22 protein-coding genes and 1 pseudogene are annotated in these 26,271 nt (G+C 60.8%); 12 read left to right on the forward strand and 11 right to left on the reverse strand.

The window, feature by feature from the left end; all coding sequences use genetic code 11:
• Window positions 1–41: 41 nt before the first annotated feature.
• The 5 genes from ACSQ9D_RS29690 to ACSQ9D_RS29710 all read right to left on the reverse strand — a co-directional run bounded on the left by ACSQ9D_RS29690 (window position 42) and on the right by ACSQ9D_RS29710 (window position 4,530).
• Entirely contained in the window at window positions 42–1,073 is a 1,032-nt protein-coding gene (locus tag ACSQ9D_RS29690; RefSeq protein ID WP_436285411.1) for a leucyl aminopeptidase, read from the reverse strand.
• Between the two features lie 44 nt (window positions 1,074–1,117).
• Window positions 1,118–1,759 carry an N-carbamoylsarcosine amidohydrolase gene (locus ACSQ9D_RS29695; protein ID WP_436285412.1) on the reverse strand — a complete coding sequence of 214 codons (642 nt, stop codon included), beginning with the start codon at window positions 1,757–1,759 and terminating at the stop codon, window positions 1,118–1,120.
• A gap of 11 nt (window positions 1,760–1,770) precedes the next feature.
• Window positions 1,771–2,523 (reverse strand): maleate cis-trans isomerase family protein, encoded by a 753-nt coding sequence (locus tag ACSQ9D_RS29700; protein WP_436285413.1) that lies wholly within the window; start codon window positions 2,521–2,523, stop codon window positions 1,771–1,773.
• A gap of 73 nt (window positions 2,524–2,596) precedes the next feature.
• Window positions 2,597–3,397 (reverse strand): alpha/beta fold hydrolase, encoded by an 801-nt coding sequence (locus ACSQ9D_RS29705; RefSeq protein ID WP_436285414.1) that lies wholly within the window; start codon window positions 3,395–3,397, stop codon window positions 2,597–2,599.
• The gene (locus ACSQ9D_RS29710) at window positions 3,394–4,530 is read right to left on the reverse strand and encodes an FAD-dependent monooxygenase (RefSeq protein WP_436285415.1); all 1,137 of its coding nucleotides are present in this window, start codon (window positions 4,528–4,530) and stop codon (window positions 3,394–3,396) included. Before ACSQ9D_RS29710 ends, ACSQ9D_RS29705 begins: the two co-directional genes overlap by 4 nt.
• 358 nt (window positions 4,531–4,888) lie before the next feature.
• Between ACSQ9D_RS29710 and ACSQ9D_RS29715 the strand changes: the two genes are divergently transcribed.
• The 12 genes from ACSQ9D_RS29715 to ACSQ9D_RS29770 all read left to right on the forward strand — a co-directional run bounded on the left by ACSQ9D_RS29715 (window position 4,889) and on the right by ACSQ9D_RS29770 (window position 22,402).
• The gene (locus tag ACSQ9D_RS29715) at window positions 4,889–5,428 is read left to right on the forward strand and encodes a (2Fe-2S)-binding protein (protein ID WP_436285416.1); all 540 of its coding nucleotides are present in this window, start codon (window positions 4,889–4,891) and stop codon (window positions 5,426–5,428) included.
• The gene (locus tag ACSQ9D_RS29720) at window positions 5,425–8,967 is read left to right on the forward strand and encodes a molybdopterin cofactor-binding domain-containing protein (protein WP_436285417.1); all 3,543 of its coding nucleotides are present in this window, start codon (window positions 5,425–5,427) and stop codon (window positions 8,965–8,967) included. Before ACSQ9D_RS29715 ends, ACSQ9D_RS29720 begins: the two co-directional genes overlap by 4 nt.
• 13 nt (window positions 8,968–8,980) lie before the next feature.
• The gene (locus ACSQ9D_RS29725; protein WP_436285418.1) at window positions 8,981–11,665 is read left to right on the forward strand and encodes a carbohydrate-binding protein; all 2,685 of its coding nucleotides are present in this window, start codon (window positions 8,981–8,983) and stop codon (window positions 11,663–11,665) included.
• A gap of 17 nt (window positions 11,666–11,682) precedes the next feature.
• Window positions 11,683–13,938: an MGH1-like glycoside hydrolase domain-containing protein gene (locus ACSQ9D_RS29730; RefSeq protein ID WP_436285419.1), complete on the forward strand. Its 2,256-nt coding sequence runs from the start codon at window positions 11,683–11,685 to the stop codon at window positions 13,936–13,938.
• Window positions 13,939–14,294: 356 nt separating this feature from the next.
• Window positions 14,295–15,371 (forward strand): ABC transporter substrate-binding protein, encoded by a 1,077-nt coding sequence (locus ACSQ9D_RS29735; protein WP_436285420.1) that lies wholly within the window; start codon window positions 14,295–14,297, stop codon window positions 15,369–15,371.
• On the forward strand, window positions 15,361–16,275 hold the full coding sequence (locus ACSQ9D_RS29740; RefSeq protein ID WP_037125535.1) for an ABC transporter permease: 915 nt from the start codon (window positions 15,361–15,363) through the stop codon (window positions 16,273–16,275). Before ACSQ9D_RS29735 ends, ACSQ9D_RS29740 begins: the two co-directional genes overlap by 11 nt.
• Before the next feature lie 10 nt (window positions 16,276–16,285).
• Entirely contained in the window at window positions 16,286–17,065 is a 780-nt protein-coding gene (locus tag ACSQ9D_RS29745) for an ABC transporter permease (RefSeq protein ID WP_436285421.1), read from the forward strand.
• Window positions 17,052–18,101 (forward strand): ABC transporter ATP-binding protein, encoded by a 1,050-nt coding sequence (locus ACSQ9D_RS29750; protein ID WP_436285422.1) that lies wholly within the window; start codon window positions 17,052–17,054, stop codon window positions 18,099–18,101. The genes ACSQ9D_RS29745 and ACSQ9D_RS29750 overlap by 14 nt, the downstream gene beginning before the upstream one ends.
• A gap of 2 nt (window positions 18,102–18,103) precedes the next feature.
• Window positions 18,104–18,700: a cysteine hydrolase family protein gene (locus ACSQ9D_RS29755; RefSeq protein ID WP_436285947.1), complete on the forward strand. Its 597-nt coding sequence runs from the start codon at window positions 18,104–18,106 to the stop codon at window positions 18,698–18,700.
• A gap of 55 nt (window positions 18,701–18,755) precedes the next feature.
• A complete protein-coding gene (locus ACSQ9D_RS29760; RefSeq protein ID WP_007800749.1) occupies window positions 18,756–19,244 on the forward strand; it encodes a MarR family winged helix-turn-helix transcriptional regulator in 489 nt (162 codons plus the stop codon).
• 38 nt (window positions 19,245–19,282) lie between these two features.
• Window positions 19,283–21,646, forward strand: a complete 2,364-nt coding sequence (locus ACSQ9D_RS29765; protein WP_436285423.1) for a beta-glucosidase family protein — start codon at window positions 19,283–19,285, stop codon at window positions 21,644–21,646.
• Window positions 21,647–21,784: 138 nt separating this feature from the next.
• Complete coding sequence (locus ACSQ9D_RS29770; RefSeq protein ID WP_436285424.1) at window positions 21,785–22,402, forward strand: hypothetical protein; 618 nt, start codon at window positions 21,785–21,787, stop codon at window positions 22,400–22,402.
• 159 nt (window positions 22,403–22,561) lie between these two features.
• Here the strand turns inward: ACSQ9D_RS29770 and ACSQ9D_RS29775 are convergent, their stop codons facing one another.
• The 6 genes and pseudogenes from ACSQ9D_RS29775 to ACSQ9D_RS29800 form a co-directional block, all read right to left on the reverse strand.
• On the reverse strand, window positions 22,562–23,704 hold the full coding sequence (locus ACSQ9D_RS29775; protein ID WP_436285425.1) for an AI-2E family transporter: 1,143 nt from the start codon (window positions 23,702–23,704) through the stop codon (window positions 22,562–22,564).
• Between the two features lie 141 nt (window positions 23,705–23,845).
• Window positions 23,846–24,038 (reverse strand): annotated as a pseudogene (locus ACSQ9D_RS29780) (putative zinc-binding metallopeptidase); the annotation flags it as partial.
• Window positions 24,039–24,094: 56 nt separating this feature from the next.
• On the reverse strand, window positions 24,095–24,286 hold the full coding sequence (locus ACSQ9D_RS29785) for a CsbD family protein (protein WP_436285426.1): 192 nt from the start codon (window positions 24,284–24,286) through the stop codon (window positions 24,095–24,097).
• A gap of 214 nt (window positions 24,287–24,500) precedes the next feature.
• On the reverse strand, window positions 24,501–25,004 hold the full coding sequence (locus ACSQ9D_RS29790) for a ferritin-like domain-containing protein (RefSeq protein ID WP_436285427.1): 504 nt from the start codon (window positions 25,002–25,004) through the stop codon (window positions 24,501–24,503).
• An 87-nt stretch (window positions 25,005–25,091) separates the two neighbouring features.
• Window positions 25,092–25,700 carry a general stress protein gene (locus ACSQ9D_RS29795; RefSeq protein ID WP_436285428.1) on the reverse strand — a complete coding sequence of 203 codons (609 nt, stop codon included), beginning with the start codon at window positions 25,698–25,700 and terminating at the stop codon, window positions 25,092–25,094.
• 37 nt (window positions 25,701–25,737) lie between these two features.
• Window positions 25,738–26,055: a PepSY domain-containing protein gene (locus tag ACSQ9D_RS29800; RefSeq protein WP_436285429.1), complete on the reverse strand. Its 318-nt coding sequence runs from the start codon at window positions 26,053–26,055 to the stop codon at window positions 25,738–25,740.
• Between the last annotated feature and the right edge of the window lie 216 nt (window positions 26,056–26,271).

Below are 26,271 nucleotides of genomic sequence, written 5' to 3' on the forward strand. Positions count from 1 at the left end.
CCCCGCTTCGCATGTTTCTACGCAAAGCGGGGCGGTCGTTGTTATTTGAAGTTGTGCTTCATTTCCTTAACGGCGATGTCGCCGTCGAGAACCATCGGTTCATCGTCGAGGAACAGCGAGCAACCGCGCATCGGGATATCCAGATGGCAGGCGGTGTCGTTCGGGCCGCCGAGCTCGTTGTTGGGGCCAGTGGAGAACATCACGTTGCCGTAGAAGGAGCGTGCCTCCATGCCCATGCCGCCCGGGAATTCGCCGGGCACCATTCGATGCCACTTGGCGTTCTGATTAAGGCCCCAGCCGACATGGCTCATGCCCATGCCACGCGAGTCGTTGAAACCTGCCATGTAGGATTTGACCAGCTCGGCATCGAGACCGCCGCGAATGTCGGTGATCCAACCGTTTTCGATCGTATAGATGATCGGGTCGCGCACGTAGATGTTCTGCGGCAGCAGGATATCGCCCGGAGCAACGACGATTGTACCGTCGACGCCATCGTCGTCACCACCGGTGAAGACAAAGCCGGACGGCCAATGATCCCAGCGGCCCGGCTCGTCCGTGCACGCATATTCGGTAATGGCGGGATAGGTGTTGAGCTTGTAGGTGACATCTGTGCCATGCGGAGAGGTGATCCGCATCACCTTGGCCTTGGACAGCAGGTCTCCGGCAAATTCGACGCGCTCGCGCAGTTCCTTTGTCGGCAGCATGCGCGCGAGAATCTCCGGCGGTTCGACGGCGGTCAGGATGCGCGTGCCGGCCGCCTGGATCGCCATCTGTTCCGGGCTGAAGAGCAGGAAGATGCAATCGATCAGCATGTCGGCGGCCTTCAGGGCCTCTACCGCTTCCGGCATGGCTGCGAGGCCTGTCTGGCCGACCGCCCATGCACCTGCCGGCGGCACCGGCGGCAAACGCATGTGATACATCTTGGCGCCAAGACGCATGCCCGCCGCCATGAAGGCGTCGGCGTAATCGAGGCGCTCGTTGCCCTGGGTAAGGACGATGAGTTTTTCGCCCTCGTGGACGCCCGACATCTTCAACTGATGCAGGCAAATTTCCGTGAAGCTGAATTGATCCATGCTCGTTCCCTTATCTTGCTTGAAGGCTTGGGTGTTTCGTCCAGTTACGGACAGTCGGACTTGACTTTGGCGATTTTGGCGATCGCCTCCTCCCTCGAAACGACATCGCCATATTTGCTGTCGATATCGAAGAGGTTGGCATTGTGCGGATCCGGGTGCCGGTCGCCGACGCATTCGCGCACGACGATGCCACGAAATCCGTGCTGGACCGCATCGACGGCGGTGGCGCGGATGCAGCCGCTGGTCGAGCAGCCGGCCATGATCACAGTGTCGATGCCCTGCGCATGCAGGTGCGAGGCGAGGCTGGTGCCGAAGAAGGCGCTGGCATATTGCTTGACGATGACGAGCTCGCCATTGGCAGGCTCGACGCCGTCGCAGAACTCGGCAAGTACGTTGCCTTCGACCATCCCCTTCATGACAGGCGATTTCTTCACCCACATGCCGCCATCGGCGCAGTTTTCCGCGAGATAGAGGATGCGGGTATGGATGACCGGAATGCCGGCCTCGCGGGCGGCCTGGATCAGCGCCGGTGTCTGCGCGACCGCTTCAACCACGCCCGGCGCAAACAGAGGCGCGCCCTCGGTGGTGTATCCCTTGAGGAAGTCAATGACGAGCAGGGCAGGGCGTTGACCGAAGCCGATGCGGTTGCCCCAGACGCCCTGATAATTGCTTTCTGCGCTCTGCATAATGGCCCTCTTCAGTAAGCGCCGGACAGAAGTGCGCCGGCGCCGGGCACGACTGCCTCCAGGCCGAGCTTCTTCAACATGCAGTATGTGGTTGCAACCGCGGCGGTCAGAACCGGCTTGCCAGTCATAGCTTCGACCTTGGCGATGACGGGCAGCGATGGCATCTGCACGCAGGCGGAGAGGACAATCACGTCAACGTCGGTCAGATCGAGCGTCTGCACGATCGCGGGGAGGTTTTCCGGATCGTGGCGGGCAACGTCGAGATTGTCTGGGATCTCGAGCGCACGCCAGTCCATCACCTCGAAGCCTTCCTCGCGGATGTAATCGACGACGAGTTCCGTCAACGGCTTCATATAGGGCGCGACGACGGCGATCTTCTTCGCCTTCATCACCTTCAGGCCCTCGATCAGGGCGCCGGCGCTGGTCACGACGGGAATGTCGGTGCCGTTTTCCTGGGTGCGACCCGTCAGGCGCTTCTCCGATTGGCGATGATAGCCGAGGCCCATCGCCATGATGGCGACGAGGCAGGCATACCCCAGAACATCGACGCGGGCGTCAGAGAGTTCGACCGCGCAACGGTCGGACTCTGCGTCCATCGCTGCCAGTTCCTCCTTCACCACCTTCTTCATGCGCATGCGGCTGGAGTGGAAGGTGAAGCGCTCCTGGCGGATGGACTGGCGCGCCGTCAACATGGCGGGAATTTCAGTCTCCATCGTCGTGTTGGAGCTCGGAACGATCTGGCCGATACGGTAATATTTCTGCACGGATGAAATCCTCTGCTTTACATAGCGGGTGCCAAGCAAGCGGCGGTGGATCGTCGATCCACCGCCGCTTCAATCAACGGGAGAGAAAATCTCCAAGCGCGACAAAGAAGCCGTCGAAATCGTCCCAAGGGATCATGTGCCCTGCATTGGGCACGCGGGTGATTTCCATAGCGGGATAGAGCAAGCGGGCCTCTTCCTCGTCCACGGTCTCGACAACGCCGCCACGGCCGGCCACCATCAGCATTGCAGGCTGCGTCAGCTTCGGCAGATCCGGGAAGATGTCGTCCTTGTGAAAGTCCTCGAAGGCGGTGACGATGGCGGGCTCATAGCAGGTGTGCAGCCATTCGGCGCGCAGCTTCAACTGCTCGTCGGTCCATGTCGGGCAAAACGCCTTCATGCCTTCGGCATCGATACCTTTCAACGCCAGGCGGATGCTGTCGACATACCAGGGCAGCTTGCTGGGATAGGCGCGACGTCCGGGGCCGGAGACCGGCGGATCGATCAGCGCAAGCCTCGAAAACGCCGTCGGCGCCGCAACGGCCGCGCGGATGGCGATGCGCGCGCCCATCGAGTGACCGAGCAGGGCAGGAGCGGCAAGCCCGAGCGCCGACGCGAAACCGACGACGTCGGCGGCCATCGCATCGAGGCCGTAATCCAGGTCGGGACCCGTCGACGACAGGCCGCGGCCGCGCACGTCGAGCACATAGACGTCGTGACGCTCGGCCAACCGCTCGGCGACGAAACCCCAGGTGATCGCCGGGCTGGTGATGCCCGGGATCAGAATGACGGCAGGACCTTTGCCGCCGTAGCGCAGATAATGCTGGCGGATGCCGTTGGCGAAGACATTCGCCCCGTACAAGGGACCACCGCTCATGCCGCGGTCTCGCTCTTCAGTGGTTCGGCGTAGATGTCGTAGCCGTAGACCCAAGCCGGATCCTCCTGCTTGAGCAGGAATGTGTTGGCATTCGACACGCTCTGGACACGCGTTGCGCGATCACGGCGGTTGGTCTCGTACAGTCCGAAAGCGGTGGGGAAATCGTTGATGCCGGTTTCTTGCAGGCAGCGGGTCAGCATGGCGGCGTCTTCGATCGCCATCGCGGCACCCTGCGCCATATGCGGCTTCATCGGATGGCAGGCATCGCCCAGCAGCACGAGGCGGCCTTTGCTCCAGAGCGGTAGCGGGTTGCGGTTGAACAGCGGCCACTTCGTGACTTCGTCGGTGCTTTCGATCAGCGCCTGGATGATCGGATGATAGCCCTCGAACGCCGCCGCCATCTCGTCGCGGCTGCTGTCGACGAAAGCCGAATCGAATTCCCAGGCCGGATGCGGAACGCCGGTGACATAGTAATATTCGTCGCGGCGGGCTGTCGTGTAGTAGACCATCATGTGGCGGTCCGGGCCCCACCACTTTACGCAATCTTCGAACGTCAGGTCGTATTTCTTCAGCTTGTCGGACGAAATCAGGGCGCGATGGCCGACCCAGCCGCTGTAATTCGGCTTCTCTTCACCGAGCAGCGTTTCGCGAACGCGCGAATTGATGCCGTCGGCGCCGATCACGATGTCGGCGCGCACCGAGGTTCCGTCTTCGAATTCGATCAGCACATCGGTGCCGTTGTCGTCGAGGCGGGCCAGCTTCTTGCCGAAATGCAAGGTGCCCGGCTGCAACGCATCGCACTGAATGGCCTGCAGGTCTCCGCGGTGAACGGTGCAATAGGTCTGGCCGTAACCTTCGAGCGGAACCCGCGCGGTGTATTCGCCGGTAATGCCGTCGCGGCTGAACCAATGGCTCGGCGTGCTGCTGATGCCGATGACCTTCTTGTCGACGCCGATGCGCTCGAAAATCTTCAGGACGTTCGGCCCCATATGGATGCCGGCACCCAGGCGCGAGAAGCTCGGCGCCTGTTCATAGACGTTGACGTCAAAACCCGCGTGCTGGAGTAGCGCACCCGCGACGGCGCCACCGAGGCCGGCGCCGATAATCGCGATCTTTTCTTTTCCGTTACACATAGCGACCCTTCTTAGCTGTCTTTCGACGCATTGTTCCCACGATTGGTGGCTTGGCAAAAGTCTAGCGCATACGCTCTAAATAGCAATAGCGAGGCTTTGATTTTCATCAAAATTGCGCAGAAATTCCTACGTCAATTGAATATGCTAGCGAAATCGCAATCGTTAAATCCGACTTGTCATCTGTCACTATAAAGCGTATACGCTTTTTAATAAAATAAAAGGGGCAATAGATGCGAAGAGTCGGTGACTGTCGCATCGTTATGATTTGTGGGCGTCCGCGCGATGTCTGCTGCGTAGCGGTTCGGCCGATGGAAAAAGGCGTGGTCTGTGTTTCGTTCTCCGGTGCGGAGGGCCTGCTTTGACACTGCCAGTTTGCTTCAGTTTGAATGTGAACGATGCCGTAGCGAGCGTCGAAGCAAGCCCGGAAACACCACTCCTGTACATCCTAAGAAACGATCTCTCTCTCAACGGCCCGAAATACGGTTGTGGGCTCGGGGAATGCGGGGCGTGCGCCGTTCTCGTGGACGGTCGTGCCGTCCGGTCCTGCACGGTGCCGCTCGGTGCGGTTGGCGCGCGCCGCGTAACCACGCTTGAAGGCCTCGGGACACCCGAGCATCTGCATCCGGTCCAGGCAGCCTTTATCGACGAGGCCGCCGCTCAGTGCGGATATTGCCTGAATGGGATGATCATTGCCACCGCTTCCCTGCTCAATCGCAATGTTGATCCGAACGAGGAAGACATTCGCGAAGCCCTGCGCCATCATCTGTGCCGCTGTGGGACGCATATGGAAATACTCGCTGCAGCCAGGCGGGCCGTCGGCTATGCCAAAGCCGAACGTGCGCGCCGACCCCTGCCGGATCCCGTGACGCTGGACGCCGTGAAGGAGGTTTCTCCATGACCGATCACCGCGAAATGCCAAAATCCGGCTATATGTCCGCTGCAGACATGCTGCTCATCGTCAATGATGCGTCGCTGGGCGATGCCGCAGAGCTTTACTTCGCGGTCGGTGCGGATAGCCGTGTGACCGCATTCAACGGTCACGTCGATCTCGGGACCGGCATCCGTACCTCGCTGGCGCAGATCGTAGCCGAGGAGCTCAGCGTGCCGTTCGAGCAGGTGGATATGGTGCTCGGCGCCACCTCGGCTGCCCCCAATCAGGGTGCGACGATCGCCAGCGAAACGATTCAGATCACTGCCATTCCCCTGCGCCAGGCCGCCGCCACCGCCCGCCATTATCTGCTCGCCAAGGCGGCAAACAAGGCTGGCGTGGCGCTTGAGCGGCTGATCGTGGACAATGGCATCATTCGTACGGATGGCGGCGAGAACTGGCAGCTCAGCTTCGGCGACATCATCGCCGGCGACCATGTGAGGCTGTCGATCGACAAGACAGCCGCGCTAAAGCCGGCGGCGGACTATCGGCTCGTCGGCTCGTCGCGTCCGCGTGTCGATATTCCTGAAAAGGCCACCGGGCGCTGGACCTACGTGCATGATGTACGCGTGCCCGGCATGCTGCACGGTCGGGTCGTGCGCCCTCCCTATGCCGGTTTCGATCACGGCGAGCATGTCGGCAATAGCCTGATTTCGATCGATGAAGGATCGGTCGCGCATATTCAGGGGCTGGTCGGCGTGGTCGCCATCGGCGATTTTGTTGGTATCGTCGCGACCCGCGAGGAGATCGCCATCGAGGCGGCAAAGAGCCTGAAGGTCGTCTGGCGCGCGCCGCCCGAGTGGCCGGATCTGAACGCACCTGAAAAGGCGATTCGAGCCAACCCCGCGACGCCGCGCAAGCTTGCCGACCTTGGCAATGTCGATATGGCGCTGGCCGGCAGCGCCCAGCCGATGAACCGCACTTATGTATGGCCCTACCAGATGCACGGCTCCATCGGTCCGTCCTGCGCGGTGGCGGACTATAGCGAGAGAGGTCTCACGGTCTGGTCGGGCACGCAGAACCCATTCCCCATGCGCCGCGATCTGGCACTCCTTCTCGACATGCCGGAAGATCTCATCCAGGTGGAGCGGCTGGAGGCCGCCGGCTGCTATGGTCGCAATTGCGCCGATGACGTGACGGCCGATGCCGCTCTCCTGTCGCGCGCCGTCAAGGCGCCGGTCCGGGTGCAGTTAACGCGTGACCAGGAACATGCGTGGGAGCCGAAAGGTGCTGCCCAGATCATGGACGTGCGCGGCGGTCTCGATCTGGAAGGCGGTCCGTCCGCCTATGATTTCGAAACGCGCTACCCCTCCAATCTGGCGCCGACGCTGTCCCTGATCCTAACCGGCAAGGTGCCTCCGGTTTCCGACGTCGTGCAGATGGGCGACCGCACCGCGATCCCGCCCTATGCTTACGGCAATCTTCGCGTGACCGTGCATGACATGCCGCCGATCGCGCGCGCTTCCTGGTTCCGCGGCGTCTCGGCGATGCCGAACACTTTTGCCCACGAATGCTACGTCGACGAACTGGCCGCCGCCGCCGGCGTCGATCCGGTCGAGTACCGGCTTCGCTACCTCCACGATCCGCGCGCCGTCGATCTGGTGCATGCGCTGGCCGAACGGGCGAAGTGGGTGCCGCATACGGCATGGGGCACCCTCGGCGGCGAGGGCGACCTGCTCTATGGGCGCGGGTTTGCCTATGCCGTTTACGTCCACGGGCCGTTCCCGGGCAAGGCCGCCGCATGGGCCGCTTGGGTCGCCGATGTCGCCGTCAACAAGAAGACCGGCGAGATCGCGGTGACCAAGGTCACCTGCGCGCAGGATTCCGGGATGATGATCAATCCCGATGGCGTGCGCCACCAGATCCATGGCAATATCATTCAATCCACCAGCCGGGTGCTGAAGGAGAAGGTCGAATTCTCGTCGACCGCCGTGCAGTCGAAGGAATGGGGCGGCTATCCGCTAATCACCTTCCCCGAGGTCCCCGCCATCGACGTGCTGATGCTGCCGCGGCAGGACGAACCGCCGCTCGGTGTCGGAGAGTCCGCCTCCGTTCCCAGTGCCTCGGCCATTGCCAACGCGGTCTATGACGCCACCGGCATTCGCTTCCGTGAATTGCCATTGACGCCGGAGCTGGTGCTCGCTGCGCTGAACGGCAAGAAGGATGAAACCCCTTCCGCCCCGCCCGCGAATAAGCGTAAGTGGTGGAATATCGGTCTGTCCGCCGTCGGTGCTGTCGCGGCACTGTCCGGCATCGTCACCATGTCCTCGCCATGGCGACAGGCAATCGGCACCATTCAGCGGCCGGATACCAATGTCTATAGCGCCGCCACCATCGAGCGCGGACGGCTGGCGGCAGCTGCCGGTGCCTGCAATGTGTGCCATGTCGGCCCCGACGGCATGCCCTTTGCTGGCGGCCGACGCTTCGACACGCCTTTTGGGGCGGTCTATGCCACCAATATCACGCCGGACACCGAAAACGGTATTGGCGCGTGGTCCTATCCGGCCTTCGAGCGGGCCATGCGCGAGGGCGTGAGCCGTGACGGCCATCACCTCTATCCCGCCCACCCCTACACATCATTTGCGGGTGCCGATGATGCTGATCTTCAGGCGCTCTATGCCTACATGATGACGCAGGCCCCGGTTGCCGAAAAGGCGCCGGAGACGAAACTGAAATTCCCCTACAGCATCCGCGCGATGATGGCGGGCTGGAACGCGCTTTTCCTGAAAGCGGAGCCGTTCAAATACGTCCAGGCCCGTGATGCACAGTGGAACAGAGGCGCTTACCTAGTGGAAACGCTCGGCCACTGTTCGGCCTGCCACACCGATCGAAACGTGCTCGGCGCGGAAAAGAGCGGCAGCGCCAGGCTTTCCGGCGGCTTTGCCGATGGCTGGGAAGCGCCGGCCTTGAATGCCTTCGCCAAGGGTCCGGTCGGCTGGACCGCCGATGCTTTCTACGACTATCTGCGCACCGGTCACTCGCGCGATCATGGCAGCGCGGCGGGCCCGATGGCGCATGTCGTCGAAGTGATGCAGCCGCTGCCGGATACCGATATCCGCGCCATGGCAACCTATCTCGCAAGCCTGAACGAAGCGCCTGCCGACACCAAGGCACAGAGTGAAGCGGCCGTTGCGGCGAGCGAAGCCGCCAAGGCCTCTGCTGCGCATATTTCACCGAAGGGCGAGCGGCTTTTCAACGGCGCCTGCGCCACCTGCCATACCGGAAACACTATCCTGTCGTCGCTTGCCCTCAACAGCAACCTGCATGCAGACACACCCGACAATCTCATCGAGGCGATCCTGAACGGCGTCGAGGCGCCGGCGATCCTTGCGCAAACCACCGGCCGCGAAGGCCCAGAGGTGATGGCGATGCCGGCGTTTCGCGAGACGTTGAACGAAAGCCAGATCAAGGATCTCGCCGCCTATCTCAGGGCGCGCTTTGCTCCTGACAAGCCGGCCTGGACGGAGACGACAAACGCCATGCAGCGCGTCACGGCATCAAGCCACTGAGGGAGCAGACGAGTTGGCCCAGATCCGAACCGGACAGGATATCGACCATCGCAGCGTGTTCGAAAACCCGACAGCCGCCTTTCGGCCCTCGGCCTACTGGTTCTGGCATTCGATTCCGACCGAGGAGGTCTGCCACGCACAGCTCGACGATTTCAAATTGAAGGGGATCGGCACCGTCCTCATCCAGGCGCGTCTTGCGATGTCGCGGGATGATTATCTGTCGCCTGATTACCTCAATGCCTATCGCGTTGCGGCCGAAATCGCCGGTAAGCTTGGCCTGAAGCTCGGCATTTATGACGACTACAACTGGATCAGCGGTCACGCCGGCGGGCGCACGGTTGCGGGCTGTGACGCCGTGCGCGAACGCCACCTGTTCTGGGCGTCGTCCGAGCAGGCTGAAGGACAGATCAGCGGCATCCAACCGCCTTTCACGCAGAAGATGGGGTCGGACATTTTCGAGTGGCAATATGAAGGCGGTCGGGTCGAGTGGTGCGAATGGGTGGTCGCGTCCGCCCTGCTGCATTCCTCCGGTGAGGTTGGCGGTCTGGACGAGATTGTCGATGTGATCACACAGACATCGGTCGTTAGAAGCGACGGTGTTTCCTGCACCTACGCATTCGACGGCGAGATTAAAGACGGCCAGACGTTGACGGTCTTCATCAGCGCGCGCTCCACAACCTCCCGGCTGATCAACTACCTCCTGCCGGAAGCCGCGGAGCGGTTCATCGACGTCGGGCTTGATCCGCTCGTCGAAGCGCTTGGTGATCTCGTGCCTGATCCCGTCGGCTTCGTGTTCTATGACCAGCCGGCGGCCGGGTTTTACAAGTGGGATCAGATTTCGGGCAATCTCGGCAACAGTCTGCTGTTTGCTTCGACGCTGCCGGATGCCGTTTTGCACAGCACGGGCCAGCCGTTCGCCAAGACGCTGCTGGCGCTGCTGCGCGATGTCGGGCCTGAAACCTTGCGGCTGCGCGCGCAATTCTATGCCGCCTATTCAGCCCTGATGAACGATGCCTTCTCGGGCACGCTGCGTCGATGGGCCGAGGGCAAGGGCATCGCGCTGACCGGACACGAGATCCTACCGCATATCAGCGCGTGGTCTTTGAACGGCGGTTTCACCAGCATAGACCCCAGGGTTGCGCTCGCCGTGGATTTCTTCGGCATCGACGCTTTCAGGCATGAGACGGCGGTCGATTCCAACAATTTCATTGCCCAGCTTGCGCCGAAGCTGGGCGATTCCGTTGCCCGCTCGAATGGCCGCAGCCGCTGTGTCGTGGAGACATATGCCAGCGCCGAGCGAACGCCCGTGCGCGCCGCCGGCCAATGGGAACTGACGCTGGAGACAATGCGCGCGCAAGCGATCCGGCTCTATTGCCTCGGCACCCGGCAGTTTCTCTGGCACGGCGTTTACCAGAGCGATGGTCACGACGACGATCCGACGCCCTTTGCCAATCCGCGTTTTGATTTCGGGCCGGGCATCAATTTCGAGCCGTGGTGGAGTTATCACGATCTGTTCGCGCAGGAGACCGCACGCATCTCCGCCTTCATCGAGCCGGCCAAACCCCGTACCCCCGTTGCAATCCTCTATCCGCTTCAGACTGCGTTCGCAGAAGGCCCGCGCCACACACATGCCACCCACATCGGCGCATGGTGCGAAAAGCTTCTGACGCAGGGACGCGACTTCATGTTGGTGAGCGAGGCTGATCTTGCGACTGCAACAATAGAGAGTGGCCGTCTCCTGGCATCGGGCTTGGTTTTCGATGCGGTCGTCCTGCCATCTGTCACCGTGCTGGAGACTAAGGCGACGTTGCAAACCCTTGATGCTTTCAAGGCTGCGGGCGGTGTCATCTGGTCGTCGGGCGATCACTTGTCCACCGTCTGCGATAGCGCAATACGGGATGCCGTCGAGGTTTCAGTGTATGTCGAAGGGATGCCCGGCGACAGCGATGTGATCGCTCTGTTGCAGTCGCTTCCGTCGTCCGGTCCCGACTTGGTCTGCCGCTCTGTGGACAAGCCATGGCAATGGGTCGGATACGAGCCTGACGGCTGGTGGCGGGTCGTGCTGTTCAACGATGGCTCAACGGAGCTCGTCAGCGAGATCTCCTTCGGAGACGGCTTCGAGTGTGAGGTTTGGGCCGCGACGACAGGCGAGGTGAATGAGGCATCCGCTTTCGGTCGTCTGGCGGTCGCGCTCGCACCACAGGAAGTACGCTGCATTCGGCTGCGGCAAGTGCTGCAGAAGGCAACGATCCAAGGTCAACTCTCGGATCAGCCGCTTCTTGATGCTGGACACGCGATATCGCTTGTCGACGGTTGGAGCTTTGCGCCGGGCACCGGTTTAGAGTTCGTGCCGATTTCGGTGGTATCAGGTTGGGAGATGCAGGGCTTTGCCGATTTCTCAGGTACCGGCATCTATCGGCTGACGCTGGAAATAGGCGATGAGGCCGATTGGGTCCTAGAATTGCCTGAGGTCAATACCGTGGTCGCCGCGCGGCTGGACGGCAGGCAGATCGATCGCCGCGGCTGGCGGCCCTATCGTTTTGCCTTGGGTCGGTTGGTCTCCGGTGTTCATTCGCTGGAACTGCGCGTCGCCAACACGGCCGCAAATCGCTATTACAGCAACACACCCTATCTCGGCGACAGCCTCGACAAGAGCGGATTGACCGCAGCACCGAAACTCATCCCGCAGACAAACTGACCGGAAACCACATAGCCATGCCACAACATTCGACGATTCCCCTGATGCGCGCCTGGAACAGCTGGTCCAACCGGCCGGCCGAAATGGTTTTCCTGCCCCTCGGCGTGCGGATCACGCCGATTCTGTACTCGACCCGCAGCAAGTCGACCTCTGCCATCGAACCGCGCCGCGACTCGGTCCGGCTGGGGCGCCACACGATCGACGGCTCGCTGATCGAGCTGGAGACCGATCACAGCGGCACGACCGTGGCCTTTTCGACCACGAAGACCGATCCCTTCGCCGTTCGCGGCAGCTGGGACGGCAAGGTTTCGGCCGAATGGGGGCTGCGCTTCTGGGTGACGCTGGCGATCTCGTCCGATGGCAGTGAGCTAGCCGTCCATGATGCAGGGCGAAACGTCACTCTCTTGAAGATCGGCACCCGGTTCGTGGCGGTCGCGACCTCCGAAGCGCCGGTCCATGTCACCGGCCACGAGACGATCGACGCATTGTGCGCGGATTTCGAGGAGAACGGCTACTTCTACACCGCCACTCGCAAGAACGAGGCACCTGTCATCGCCTTGCGCTTCAATCTCGAAATGATGCGCAAGGGCGCCTATGCCGCAGGCGTTGCCGATAGCGCGGAGCTTGCCATTTCGAAGGCGCAGGCTTGCCTCGCTGCCGGTGCGCCCGCCGAAATCGCCGATGTCCAGGCAGGCGTGTTCGAAGGCGCGCTCGACGCCATCCGCGATGTAGTCGCCTGGAACACGATCTGGGACGAAACCAATGCGCGTCCCTATACGGCAGTGACGCGGATCTGGAACCTCGGGAAGTTCGCGGTCTGGTACAATGACCAGATTTTCGCGGCTCTATTGGCCGGCGTCTTCGACGCGGACTTGGCGCGCGAGAATATGGCCACTGCGGTGGCGGGTGCGACGCCGCAGGGAAATATCGCCTGCATCGTGACCTCCAACGACGCATGGGTCGATCGTACGCAGCTTCCGTTCGGCGCTTTGGTGGTCTGGCAGTTGTACCAGCGCACCGGCGAACGCTCGATGATCCAGGCAAGCTATGATGCGCTGGTTCGCAATCGCCGCTGGTGGCAGGAAAACCGCGATCCGGATGGTTTAGGGCTGCTCTCCTGCGGTACGTCGGATGTTGGCGAGGGCCTGTACAAGGGGACTGCCTTTGCCGCGCGCAACGAAACCGGCATGGACAATTCCGCGACCCATGACGAGGCGGTCTACGATCCCGTCACCCGCACCCTGTCGACGTTCGACCTCGGCCTCAACTGTGCAGCGGCTCTCGACGCCGAGATGCTGTCGAAAATGGCCGCGGTGCTCGGCAAGCCCGAAGATGCACGCGAATTCGCCGCCCTTGCCGAGCGCAGCCGCATGCTGATCTCGGAAACACTGTGGGACGAAAGCCGTGGCATATTCGCCAATCGCCAGCGCCGCGGTGGCTTCGTGCGGTCGCTATCGCCGACCAGCTTCTACCCGCTGCTATGCGGCGCGGCCACGCCGGTACAGGCCGCCCGCCTGCTCGAGCATCTGAGCGATGAAAGCACGTTCGGCGGCGACTACGTTCTTCCGAATGCAACGCGCGACGATCCTGCGTTCGCCGACAATGTCTACTGGCGCGGACGCATTTGGCCGAATGTTAACTACATGGTCTGGCTCGGCCTGCGCCGCTATGGCTTCGTTGCGGAAGCGAGCAAACTTGCCGGCCAGAGCTACGACCTCTTCATGAAGTCCTGGCGCGAGGATCGCATCGCCTCTGAAAACTACAATGCGGTGACCGGCGAGGCGATGGACCAGGGCGATACCGACCCGTTCTACATCTGGGCAGCGATGCTGCCTCTGATGGCCGCCGGCGAGATCGTCGAGTTCGATCCCTGGACGGGCTGGACCGTGCGCAACACTGGGCAGGATATCGTTCTCGGGCCGATGGTGTCGCCGTCAGGAACGCTGCATCTGGCCGTCGAAGCAGGCATTCTTGCCTTGACGCTGAACCGCCGCACCGCGCTCAGGACCGACCTGCGGACCACGCTCTCGCGCATCACCATCGCAGAAGGGCGGATTGCCTGCACCGTCGCGCCAACCGCCGAAGATGGCTATATCGAGCTGCCTGACCTGGACATTCGGAGTGTCGTTGCCGTCCGTCTGGATGGGGAGAATGTCGGCTTTGTTGCATCACAGCAAGGTATACGCCTCATGATTGCCGAAAGCGCCCGTGACCGCCAACTCGACGTCTATTTTTCCCCACGCGAGCCGCTCCCCACGCAAGGTAGCGCTTGACACAAGTCAATTCCTAATTAATAGTTTGTATACAAATAAAAAACGAAAAAGACTGATACTAAAATCAGAGGGTTTGAACTGAGGTCGGCGACAATCGAATGATTGAAGTTGGCCTTCTATCGGCGTTATGCGCTATTGTCCGCCTATGAAACCATGTTCCGCAGTTGTACGGCGCAGGTTTTCACTTGCCCGGAAAATGCGTGTTCGAATATTCGATTTCCTCTGATTATAGTTTGCATACAAACAATTAGATGTGCCCTTGGCACGTCGCCTGTTTTCGGCTTAGCCGATCCGTTGAGGTCGCTGACCGCGGTCACGATCGTCTATAACTGTGTATGTTCAAGAGGGGTGCCACAATGACTGAACTCACCAGACGCAATACGATAAAGTTGATGTCCGCAGCGCTTGTCGCTGGCGTCAGTTTCTCCAGCCTGCCGCGCAAGGCCTTTTCGGCTGGCACCATCACGGTATTGAACTGGCAAGGCTACGGCACGGACGAAGCATGGTCCGTCAAGGCTTTCACCGAAAAGACCGGCATTGCAGTCGTTCACGACTACTATAGCTCGGAATCGGAGATGCTGACCAAACTGCGCACCAATCCAGGCGCCTACGATCTCGTCGTTCTCAACGCCGCACGTTGCGCCCAGGCCGTTGCCGAAGATCTGCTGCAGCCGATCGATTTCAGCAAGGTTCCGAACGTAGCGACGGTCGATGAGAACCTGCGCTCCAACCCGAACTTCAGCAAGGACGGCAAGGGCTTCGCAGTTCCGTGGGTCTGGGGCATGACCTCGCTCGCCATCCGTGAAGGCATGCCGGTTCCCGATAGCTACGCCGTTCTCGCCGACCCTGCCTATAAGGGCCGCGTTGCCATGGACGACGATGCGATCATCAACGTCGCCGTCGGCGCCCTAATGAGCGGACAGGACATCAACGATCCAAAGGATCTGGCCGCTGTTACCGCTGCACTCAAGTCGATCAAGCCGAACGTTAAGCTTCTCTGGTCCACGGAAGATCAATGGAACAAGTCGTTTGCCGCCAAGGAATTCGACCTGTCGCTCTTCTGGTCGGGCGGTTCGGTGCGCTCCAAGCGCAACTCGAAGCTTCCGGTTCAGTTCGTTGTTCCCAAGGAAGGCGGCATCGGTTGGGTCGATGGTCTCGGTATCCCGGCATCGGCTCCGAACGCGGAAGGCGCGCTTGCGTTCGCCAACTGGATGATCGATCCGGCATTCTATGTGGAATGGGCCACCAAGGTCGGTGCTCCGGCGTCGTCGAACTCGGCCGCTCTGTCCGCGCTTCCGACCGACGATCTGAGCCGCCAGGTGCACAAGCCTGAATACCTGAAGACAATGGGCATCATGTCGGCACTGCCGGACGATCGCCGCGAAGCCTTCAACAACGTATGGCAGGAAGTGAAAGCCTTCTATGCAGAATGACCAACTGACATTGGCGTCAGTGCGTGGACCTTCGGGTCCGCGCAGTCGGCGCGCGCTCCCGTCATGGGTTTCGACGACAGCCTTGCTGCTGCCAACTTATGCTTGGTTGACGCTTGCTGTCTTCCTGCCGCTGCTGACTATGTTCGTGTTCAGCTTCATGTCGGCGACACCGATGGGCAAGGCCCCGATCGTCTTTACGCTGAAGCAGTACCGCGCCTTCATCGATCAGCCCTATCTGGTCGGCATCGGCATCACGTCATTGCTGATCGGCTTCTGGACAACGCTGTTTTGCGCCATACTCGGCTTTCTCGCCGCCGTTGCGCTGGTTCGATCGACCTTTGGCAAGACGCGCGAAATGCTGCTGATCCTGATCCTTCTGCCCTTCTGGACCAACGGTCTGGTGCGCGTGTTCTCTTGGACGATGGTGCTCCGGGAAAACGGCTTCCTCGACAATCTGCTGCACATGATTGCGCCCGAGGCCGGATCGATCGGCTTTCTCTACACACGCTATGCAATCGTGGTCGGTCTTGTTCACGGCTATCTGCCGTACATGATCCTGACCTGTTACATCGCCCTGGTGGCTATCGACGACGCGATCATAGAGGCTGCATCCAGTCTCGGCGCACGCTGGTGGACCATTCTGTTCAAGATTTTGGTGCCGCTCGCGGCTCCTGGCCTGATCTCCGGCTCCGTCCTGATCTTCATCCCGGTCATCGGTTCGTTCATGGAACCGCGCATCCTGGGTGGCCGTGTCGGCGTCACCATGGGGACGGTGATCGAAGACCAGTTCACGCAAGCCTTCAACTGGCCGCTCGGCGCATCATTGTCCTTTACGCTGCTGGCCGTCGTGCTCGCCATTTTCGCAACCTTCTCCGGCGTTCTGCGCCGTGGCACGACAGCTTGAGGAGGGGATCATGAAACCGCTTGGACGTATCTATCTCATCGCGATCCTGATCTTCCTCTATACGCCCATTCTCGTGATGATGGCGATGGGCTTCAACGCTTCGCCGCTTTATGAGCTGCCATTCAGCTTTTCGCTGCAATGGTACCAGGCGCTGTGGAGCAACACTGTTTTGCTGACGGCCGGCCTCAACAGCATCGTTATTGCCACCATCACCGCGGTGCTGGCGACAGCGCTCGGGACCATGGCATCGGTGGCGCTGTCGCGGCGGACATTCCGCGGCAAGAGCCTGCTGCAGCTTATGCTTCTGCCACCGATTGCCATCCCATGGCTGATCACTGGCACGGCCATGCTGATCTTCTTCTACTGGAGCGGCATCGGGCGCGGCATGCATGCCCTGCTGATCGGCCACGTGGCCCTCGCCATCCCTTATGTGGTTCTGGTGGTCGGTACCGGTTTTCGGACCATTCGTGCCGATCTCGAAGAAGCCGCGATGAGCCTTGGCTCCACGCCGGTCCACGCTTTCTTCTCGGTGACACTGCCGCTGCTTTATCCGAGTATCCTCGGCGCGGCACTGTTCGCCTTCGCCGTATCGCTCGACCAGTTCGTCATTTCCTACTTTCTCGCAACGCCCGGCTACACCACGCTGCCGGTGCAGATCTACTCCTCGATCCGCAAGGGCTTCACCCCTGAAATCAATGCGATCTCGACCGTGCTTCTGCTCGGTTCGATGACGATCATCCTGATTTTTGCGCGCTTCGCCAAGCCCGGAGACACCCGTGACAAACGTTAAAGTCAATTCCGTCGCCAAGACCTATGGCACCACGCCCGTCCTGTCAGATATCACCACCGAGTTTCCGGAAGGCTCCTTCACCAGCCTTCTTGGACCGTCCGGTTCCGGAAAGACTACGCTTCTGCGCATAGTCGCGGGCTTCATCAAGCCGGATCAGGGCGTGGTGACGATCGGCAACAACGATGTGACCGATATCCCGGTCTGGGGTCGTAACATCGGCATGATGTTCCAGTCCTACGCTTTGTTTCCGCACATGACGATCGCCCAGAATGTTGCGTTTGGTCTGGAACGTCGCGGCATCAAGGGCGCGGCCGCTCGCAAGGAAGTCGATCGCGCTCTGGAGATGGTGCGGCTTCCCGGCTTCGGCGACCGCACGCCCAAGCAGCTGTCCGGTGGCCAGCAGCAGCGCGTCGCGCTGGCGCGCGCCATCGTCATCAAGCCGAGCGTGTTGCTTCTGGACGAACCGCTGTCGGCGCTCGATCGGCGTCTCCGTCAGGAGATGCAGGTCGAACTGCTGCGTATCCAGCGCGAGAGCGGTCTTACGACGATCTTTGTCACCCACGACCAGGAAGAGGCGCTGACGCTCTCCGACAAGGTCGCCATTCTCGACAAGGGGCGGATTGTCCAGATCGGCGAGCCGGAAACTGTCTACGAGCGGCCCCTGACACGCTTTGCCGCGGAATTTCTCGGCGATTCCAACTTCCTGACCGGTACGATTGATAACGGTGCGGTGCGCCTGAACGATGGCACCGTGGTGAAAACCACCGGGACATTACCCAGCGACCGCTCGAAGGTCACGCTCGCCGTGCGCCCGGAAAAGATGTCGATCATATCGGGCCCGACGGACGCCAACAGCCTGACGGCGCGCATCACCACCGTCATTTATGCTGGCCCGGTGCTTTCTTATCTCCTGGAAACCAAGGACGGACTGCCGCTCAAGCTGTTTGCACAGAACCGCGACGGCAAGGTCCTGAGCGATGGTGACACCATCACCTTGAGCTGGTCTCCGGAACACACGGTCCCGGTGGCTGAGTGACCATGGCGACCGTGCCGTTTTCGAAAAAAACGTTGCATGTCGTCATCGATATGCAACGCCTGTTTGCCGAGGAGACGGCGTGGTACACGCCGGCGATTGCCGAGATTCTTCCGAACGTGATGGCGCTGTGCGATGCAAGGCCATCCGGTACCGTGTTCGCCCGCTTCATGGTTCCGCGAGATCCCGAAAGCGCCAAGGGCCGATGGAAGAACTATTATCGCCGATGGTCGGCTGTGACGCTGGATGAACTTGACGTCGCGATGCTTGATCTGGTCGCACCGCTTGCGGCGATCGCCCAACAGGGATCGCTCGTCGACAAGGAAACCTATTCGGTCTTCGGGTCGCCCGGTTTTTCCGAGCGATTGCAGGCAGCAGGCATCGATACCATGATCTTTTCGGGCGTCGAAACCGATGTTTGCGTCTACGCCAGCGTTCTCGATGCAGTCGATGCCGGCTACCGTGTCGTTTTGGCAGAAGACGCGCTGGCAAGCGGTGACATGAAGGCCCACAGAGTCGTCGTCGAGAATTTGGCGCCAAGGCTTTCCGAGCAGATTGAAATTCTGTCGACGGCAGCCATCCTGAACTTATGGCGAGAATGAATTTAGGAGCGCGGTTGCCTGCCTGGAAGACGAACAGATAGATTTGAGAGATCCCATGGACGTTCCGTTCAAAGATAAAGCCGATTCGCCAAAGGCAGCACCTTCATCCGCGGCCGATGCGAACGCTCCGCAGGCCGAATATGCGCTTGGCGAACAGATCGGATTTTATCTGCGCCAGGCCAACCAACGCCATGTCGCCATCTTCACAGGCCTGATGGCTGAGAAGCTGACCACGACCCAATGGGCAGCGCTGGTCAAGCTCAAAGATCTGCAGCCCTGTTCCCAGGGCAATCTTGGCCGTGAGACGGCGATGGATATGGCGACCATCAAGGGCGTCGTCGACCGGCTCGTCAAGCGCGGGCTGGTTCACACCGCGCCGGATGCAGCCGATGCGCGGCGTCTTGTTTTGACGCTGACTGCAGAAGGGGAGGCGACGGTAGCGCGCAATCTATCAATCGCCCTTCAGATTTCGCAGGAAACGCTGAGCACCCTGACGCTTGCCGAGCGGATGATGCTGATGGAACTCCTGCAGAAGATCTGCTGACAGGACCATCTCTGCGGCCTAGAATTGAGAGAGTATCAATGTTTCAGCCCAGCGACGACGAAATCCACTCGCTTGTCGGCCAGATGACGGTTGCCGAAAAGGTCGATCTGCTGAGCGGACGTGGTCTGTGGAAGACAGGATCCATCGAACGGCTCGGCATTCCATCTGTTGTCATGACCGACGGCGCCTATGGCGTTCGTTACTCGACGACCCAAATCGACGCCGGTGACAGTGACGAAGACAGCCTGCAGGCATTCCTGGAACTCGTCGACCAGCAGGCCGATGCGCCAGGCGGTATGTTCGGCACGACCCGTCCCGCGACGTGCTTCCCAAACGGCAATCTGCTTGGTTGTTCGTGGGACGTCGATCTGGCCTATCGGATGGGGGCGGCGCTGGCGGCGGAATGCCAGAACTTCGGCGTCCATCTCCTGCTTGGACCGGGCATCAATATCCGCCGCACGCCGTTGGCCGGCCGTGCCTACGAGTATTATTCCGAGGACCCCGTCATCAGTGGGGACATTGCTGCGGCCGTCATCTCGGGCCTGCAGGATAACGGCATCGGGGCCTCGCTGAAGCATTTCGCCTGCAACAATTCCGAGATCGAACGGACAACGACCAGTTCGGATGTTGAGGAGCGGGCTCTGCGCGAAATCTATCTGGCAGGCTTCGAACGGGCGATCGAAAAGAGCCCTCCGTGGACCGTCATGAGTGCGTATAATCCGCTGAATGGCGTCCAAGCGTCTGAAAATCACTGGCTCCTGACCACCGTTCTCCGTGAAGAATGGGGCTATGACGGGCTTGTCGTCTCCGACTGGCATGCGATCAAGGACCGCGGAGCCGCGCTCGTTGCCGGGACCGATCTGGACATGCCGGAAAGCAAGCCACGCAAGGCGCGTCTGCGGGCGGCGCTCGAGGCCGGAACTATACCGCCCGATGTGGTCGATGCTGCCTGCGCAAAGATTTTGGCATTCGTGCGCAAATGCAAGATGAACGAGCGGCGCGACCCGATCGTTGATCTCGACCAGCACCACGCCCTGTCACAACAAATTGCGGCTGAATCGATCGTCCTGCTGCGCAACGAAGGCCGAACGCTGCCGCTTGATCCAAGCAGCCCGGGCAGGCTCCTTGTCGTCGGTGATGGCGCAATCATGCCCATTATCCAGGGTTCAGGTTCCGCCACGACGAACCCCTATCGTGTGGATGCCCCCTTTGTTCAAATCGCCGAGCGAGCAAGCTCGAACCTCACGCTACAGCATCTGCCGTTCTCGTCAGACGATAGCGCGGATGTAAACCAGTCGATCAAAACGATTGTCCAGGCCGCCTCGAAAGCCGATGCGATTGTCGTGTTTGCCGAGAATGAAAAGAGCCGGCACGGCGAGGGCAACGACCGCGATACGCTTAATTTGGTTGCCAGCCACGATGCCCTCATTCATGCGCTGGCTGGGTCTGGTCGTAAAATTATCGTCGTGCTCTCCATGCCAGATACCGTCGAAATGCCATGGCTGGAGAATGTCGACGCCATACTGGCCAGCTTTTATGCCGGGCAGGGCGGCGGTGAGGCAATCGCCCGTATTCTCTTCGGCGCACAAAACCCCTGCGGCAAGCTCTCCGCCACGATGCCCCGCCGCATGCAGGACATCCCCGGCTGGCACACCTATCCGGGCGAAAATGGACACCATGTCTACAGCGAGGGCCACTTCGTCGGCTACCGCTTCTACGACATCAAGAATATCGCGGTGACGTTTCCGTTCGGGCACGGTCTCAGCTACACGACCTTTGCCTATGAGGATCTCGTGATCGACAGCCACGAAATCGCATCTGGCGTGGACTGTGGCGTCAGTGTTACCATCCGCAACACAGGTCGCGTTGCGGGCAAAGAAATCGTTCAGCTATACGTTCGTCCGCTGAAGCCCGCTCTGAAGCGCCCGATCCGCGAACTCAAGGCCTTCGCCAAAGTTCATCTGGAGCCGGGGGCTGCGAAGACGGTCACGCTTCGGTTGGTGGAGCGCGACTTCCAGCATTTCGACGTCGCGCGTTCCGCTTGGGTGCTGGATGCGGAGGCTTTCGTCATCGAAGCTGCGGCATCCTCACGCGACATCCGCCTGGCGGCTACACTGCCGTGTCGGCCTGAAGCCCCTGTTCGACCGGTGCTTTCGCCCAATTCTCCAACGGGGCTGGTATTCGCCCATCCGGAGGCGGAGGCGGCTCTCACCGGCTTCTTTGCCGATACGCTTTCGATATCCACTGCTGAAGCCATGGCGCTTCTGGCGAAGACAAAGGCCTCCTTCCTCGGCTTCTACGACACCTTGAGCTGGTACGTCGGCGACAGCGTCAGTGAGAAGGACATAGCCGAGCTCTTCGCGAGATTGAACGGCGAATACGCGAAGGAACCGCTGGAATAACAACAGCATCGCATCCAAACGATCCGCTATTTCTGGCCGAGACGCCGCGCATGCTGCAAGATCACCGGCAGATGGAAATGGCCGCATGGATGCAATGAGCGCACTGAAGGCACTGAGAGCATTGAGCGCAGGGGACGTATGGGTGAAGAAGCCGAAAGACGATCCGAGCACCGCGAACGATGCGAGACGGCCTGCTACAAATGCCTGCAGCGCTACAACAACAGGAACTTCCACGGTCTGCTCGACTGGAGGCTTGGCCTGTCATATCTCCGCGCCTTCCTCGATCCCGCCTATGAATGCGGGTTCGACGGCAAATACGAGGCGTTCGAGATCGAAGATTGGCGGGCGAACGCCCAACGGCTGGCGGAGCAAACGACGACGTTCATATCTGGAAACAAGGTCTCCCATATCGACGCCCGGCCAGATATCCCAATGTTCACGCTGGACGGCAAGCAATCCCGATGGGGTGTCGTCGTGCACCCGCTCTGGGATCAGGAAAAGCTATTCTCGAACCTCGGCCTCAATCAGCGCTTCGTCGCCATCGACACTTCGAGCTCGCCCGACGGCCGCTCAATGTGCTCCAGCGGGCGGCGAACTCCTGGTGACGCAGCCCTCGCTGTCTCGACTGCGGAGAAGATCGTTTCGGCGATTCTCTCCGCAGTCTCGTGTTCCCACAACTTGAGAACCGTCCAGCCAAACGAGCGAAGGTGTTTCATCGCGCGTGCATCCCGCGCCCGGTTTCGCTCGATCTTCTGAAGCCAGAACTCCGTGTTCTTGATATGACGACTGACTGTCGGACCTAGTTTGGCGTCCGCCGTCATGTTTTCTAGGTGGGCTATTCCACCGGACGCAAACGACGCGCAATTGCTCTGCAGCGTCATCCACTATGTCGTCTCGTTCCGAGATGACGGAAGCCTACGGACCCGCTCCTTCTTCGATTTCCTGTTCCGAGTAGCGCTCGGAGAGGAACTTTCCAAGACCGCTGAGACCGTCGATGTGTTCGCAGAACGTATTTATGGCGACGAGAAGAGGGACGGCCACCAGCATGCCGACCGCCGACCAGAGCCATGCCCAGAACGATACCGCGATAAAGACGACCACCGTGTTCAGGCGCAGGCTCCGGCCGACGAAGTACGGCGTAATGAGCTGGCCCTCGACGGTGGCCAGGCCGAGATAAATAGCGCCCACGACAAGCGACCAGCCGGGACCGTCAAAGGAAACCAGAGCGACGCTCATCGAGACGACGATGCCCGCAAGGGCGCCCAAATAGGGAACGTAATTCAGCAGGAAGGCGAGAACGCCGAAGACGATGGGGCTCGGCATTCCTACCGCCCAGAGCAGGACCGCAACGGCGACACCGAAGCCGGCGTTTATCAGCGTGATGGTCAGCAGGTAGCGGGAGAGCTTCCGCTCGATGTCATGGGCGATCCGCATCGCACGCTTCTTGTCTCCGAACGTCGGGAGCACGTTGACGAGCTTCTCGTAGAACATGTCGCCGGATGCCAGAAGGAACAGAAGCAGGATAAGCGTGAAGACGAACTGCGCCATTGCCGCCGGCGCGAAAAGGGCGGCGTTTGCGAGATAACTGGTGTCGTTCACTTCGACCTGCTGTACGCCCGCCGAATGGCTCTTGGTGAGTTCGCTCAGCCGCCTGGTGGCATCGAAGACTCCGGAAAAGGTCTGGGAAATGCTGCTGAGCTTGCTTTGTATGTCGTGTTGGATCTGCGGCGCCCGTTCCATCCAGCCGCTGACCGGGACGGCCAGCGCCCCAAGGAGCGACAGAAATCCTACCAGAAGGACAAGCACTATGACCAGCGACGTCAATGCCGATGGAACGCCTCGACGATCAAAGAAGCGCCGGATCGGACCGAACACCATGGCGAGAAGATATGCCAGCACGATCGGCACCAGGAAGTCCTTGGCGTAGCTCAGGGTGAACACCGAAGCGTACAGGAAGAGGCCGATAAGCGCCCATCGGGGGAGCTGTTTCGCCACGACGTCGTTCGCCGGCGGAGGTGTTTCGGTAGCGGGAGCGGGGATCGTATCCATATCTGTCATAGGTTACCCCGAGTCCGGCCAAGCGAAGCGGCTGTTTACGAATTGGGTCTTTCGATATGAAAGGCAATGCCGTGGGCGCCCATTTGACCGAACCGTGTATCCCGTAGCCGACGAGGGCTGTTCGCCGTCAGAACGAGACGGTCATGCCGCAGTGGTCATCGCTGTCTCGCCGATCAGCAGTTCGTTGATAAAGTTTAGTTTCTCCACTCCCGAAGGCGACAGTATGGTGTCCGGCTGGCCCATGCTGCGCTGGATCGAGTTGACCGCCACGCTCATGAAGATAATGGGCGAAGCACTCCGCGAAGTCTTTCCACGGATGGGTGCTGGCATAAGTGACGAAAGCGCCTGTCGCCACAAGGCGGCAGGCGCTCGAACGAGTTCGGTGGAATCTTAGGCGCGGTCGACCACGTTCTTGATGACGTCCTTGGCCTTGCCTTTCGCGACTTCAGCCTTGCCTTTGGCCTCCTGAACCGCACCCTTGACCTGCATTTCCTTGTTGTCGACGGCCTTGCCGAGGCCCTGACGTGCCTTGCCGGCCACCTCGTTTGCGGTGCCGGAAATCTTGTCAGACGTGCTTCCCATGGTGTGTCTCCGATACTTCGGCAAACCTGATTGTCTGCGTGCCCACTAACAGTCTCAGAACGGTTTCGTTCCTTGTTGGCGGACGAATGTTTTCTATTCTGACAGCCTGGGTCGGATGGCCCGTCGCTGCAATTGTTCGCGTTTGGGCGCGCCCGCGATGCTTGGGGGATTACAAAAGACCCAGCCTGCCGAGCAGGCTGGGTCTTTTGGCAGATCAGGCCGCCTTTTCGGCGTTCTGGTTGACGACCTTCGTCGCGATCGAGGTCAGCGCGATGTCCGCCGCCTGCTCTTCGTCGAGCGTGGTCTGCAGGAGTTTGGCGGCGTCCTTCATACCCAGTTCCAGCGCCCAGGTCCTGAGCGTGCCGTAGCGCGACATCTCGTAGTGCTCGACCGCCTGGGCGGCCGCCAGAAGACCGGCGTCGAGGGCTGGCATGCCCTGATATTCGTCCATGATCTCTGCGCCTTCCTTGACGATGCCCATCATCGCGTCGCAGGTCTTCTGCTCCGGCTTCTTGCCGAGGAGCTTGAAGACCTCTTCCAGGCGTTGGACATGAACCTTCGTCTCCGCGAGATGCTTGGTGAAGGCGTCCTTCAGTTGCTTGCTCGTGGCTGCCTCATTCATTTTCGGCAGCGTGGCGACGATTTTGTGTTCTGCGAAGTAGACGTCCTTCAGGGTGTCGTGAAAAAGCACGTCTAGCGTCTTGAGTTCCTTGGCCATGATTGGCTCCTTGGGTTCGGTGAAGTTCTGCCACGGTCGCGGCGGCTTCTGCCGGCCGCCCGAGAAAGGGCGGCCGTTCTTGATCGTTCAAACCGTCGGGACGCGGCGGTAGCGGTCACGCTCCTGTTCGACCTGATCTGGCGCGTAGGGATCGAGCGTGTCGTCGAATTTCGTCCAGCCCTGCTCGTTGTAGGCCACCCGTCGTTCGACGGGATCGACCCAGTTCGAACGCTTCAGGAGCGCCTCGGCTTCGGGGACGAGAGCGCCGTCCACCTTGGCGGTCACGAGTGACCCGCCGCGGCGGACGCCCTCGGCATAGAGATTGGCGTCCTCCTCGGACACGCCCGATCCCGTTAGGGCCCCGATCAGCCCGCCGGCGGCGCCGCCGGCGACTGCCCCTGCAACAGCGCCTACCGCGGTCGCCGCAAGCCAGCCCGCAGCGACGACGGGGCCGACGCCGGGGATTGCCATGATGCCAAGTCCGGTGAGAAGACCGCCAGTACCGCCGACGACCGCGCCAAGGCCGGCGCCGGATTCAGCTCCGGTTGCCGCACCTGACTGGCTGGTGGAATGGCGGTCGCCCGCGCTGTTGGAGACGATGCTGATGTCCTTGGATGGTACGCCCGCAGCTTCGAGAGCGCTGACGGCGGAGCTGGCGTCCGTATAGTCGTCGAATAGTCCGGTAACAGTTTTCACAAGAAATCTCCTGATTGGTTACGATCGTTGTGGGCGATCACATGGCGACGATGTTGCCCTGATAGTCGAGGCTGACCTTGACGGGCTTGCCGTCCTTGGTCGCGGATGCCTGCCAGACGCCCTTGTCGTCGAGCTTCAAGCCCGTCACGTCGGTATAGCCGGCCTTTTCGATGCGATCCGTGGCCTGCGCGTCGGTGAAGCTGTTCGCGCCGGCGACGGGCGCGGTCGGGTTCTTCGTGTCTGGCGTCGCCACGGCGGGCGTGTTTCCGTCGCTCGACGGTGCGGGCGTCGTCTGCGCAAACGCGGTCAACGCCGACGCTCCGAAGAGCGCCGCGGCCAAAATCATCATTTTCATTGAATTTCCTCTTTTTCCCGGAGCGGGTTCACACGTCCGTGAGCTGAGAACTCGCCGCGTAACTTTATGTTCCGGCGCCGGAGTCCGATTGAGGTCAATCGGCGGTTGCTGGGCGACGCTTCTCGACCTCGGCGGCCATCTGGAAGACAGATCGTCATCTGTTCCTGAAGCTTCAAGATTCGCGCCCTGGCGTCGGAAAGCGCCTGCGCCTTGATA

It is taken from the genome of Rhizobium sp. LjRoot258, from assembly GCF_964254185.1.
Lineage (GTDB): Bacteria > Pseudomonadota > Alphaproteobacteria > Rhizobiales > Rhizobiaceae > Rhizobium.

Bases quoted from the DNA above. Each gene is read 5' to 3' on its own strand.
- ACSQ9D_RS29760 (WP_007800749.1), top strand. From the start codon at position 18,756: ATGGACGTTCCGTTCAAAGATAAAGCCGATTCGCCAAAGGCAGCACCT.
- ACSQ9D_RS29710 (WP_436285415.1), bottom strand. From the start codon at position 4,530: ATGTGTAACGGAAAAGAAAAGATCGCGATTATCGGCGCCGGCCTCGGT.
- ACSQ9D_RS29800 (WP_436285429.1), bottom strand. From the start codon at position 26,055: ATGAAAATGATGATTTTGGCCGCGGCGCTCTTCGGAGCGTCGGCGTTG.
- ACSQ9D_RS29690 (WP_436285411.1), bottom strand. From the start codon at position 1,073: ATGGATCAATTCAGCTTCACGGAAATTTGCCTGCATCAGTTGAAGATG.
- ACSQ9D_RS29720 (WP_436285417.1), top strand. From the start codon at position 5,425: ATGACCGATCACCGCGAAATGCCAAAATCCGGCTATATGTCCGCTGCA.
- ACSQ9D_RS29735 (WP_436285420.1), top strand. From the start codon at position 14,295: ATGACTGAACTCACCAGACGCAATACGATAAAGTTGATGTCCGCAGCG.
- ACSQ9D_RS29775 (WP_436285425.1), bottom strand. From the start codon at position 23,704: ATGACAGATATGGATACGATCCCCGCTCCCGCTACCGAAACACCTCCG.
- ACSQ9D_RS29695 (WP_436285412.1), bottom strand. From the start codon at position 1,759: ATGCAGAGCGCAGAAAGCAATTATCAGGGCGTCTGGGGCAACCGCATC.
- ACSQ9D_RS29765 (WP_436285423.1), top strand. From the start codon at position 19,283: ATGTTTCAGCCCAGCGACGACGAAATCCACTCGCTTGTCGGCCAGATG.
- ACSQ9D_RS29745 (WP_436285421.1), top strand. From the start codon at position 16,286: ATGAAACCGCTTGGACGTATCTATCTCATCGCGATCCTGATCTTCCTC.
- ACSQ9D_RS29785 (WP_436285426.1), bottom strand. From the start codon at position 24,286: ATGGGAAGCACGTCTGACAAGATTTCCGGCACCGCAAACGAGGTGGCC.
- ACSQ9D_RS29755 (WP_436285947.1), top strand. From the start codon at position 18,104: ATGGCGACCGTGCCGTTTTCGAAAAAAACGTTGCATGTCGTCATCGAT.
- ACSQ9D_RS29740 (WP_037125535.1), top strand. From the start codon at position 15,361: ATGCAGAATGACCAACTGACATTGGCGTCAGTGCGTGGACCTTCGGGT.
- ACSQ9D_RS29790 (WP_436285427.1), bottom strand. From the start codon at position 25,004: ATGGCCAAGGAACTCAAGACGCTAGACGTGCTTTTTCACGACACCCTG.
- ACSQ9D_RS29705 (WP_436285414.1), bottom strand. From the start codon at position 3,397: ATGAGCGGTGGTCCCTTGTACGGGGCGAATGTCTTCGCCAACGGCATC.
- ACSQ9D_RS29730 (WP_436285419.1), top strand. From the start codon at position 11,683: ATGCCACAACATTCGACGATTCCCCTGATGCGCGCCTGGAACAGCTGG.
- ACSQ9D_RS29770 (WP_436285424.1), top strand. From the start codon at position 21,785: ATGGGTGAAGAAGCCGAAAGACGATCCGAGCACCGCGAACGATGCGAG.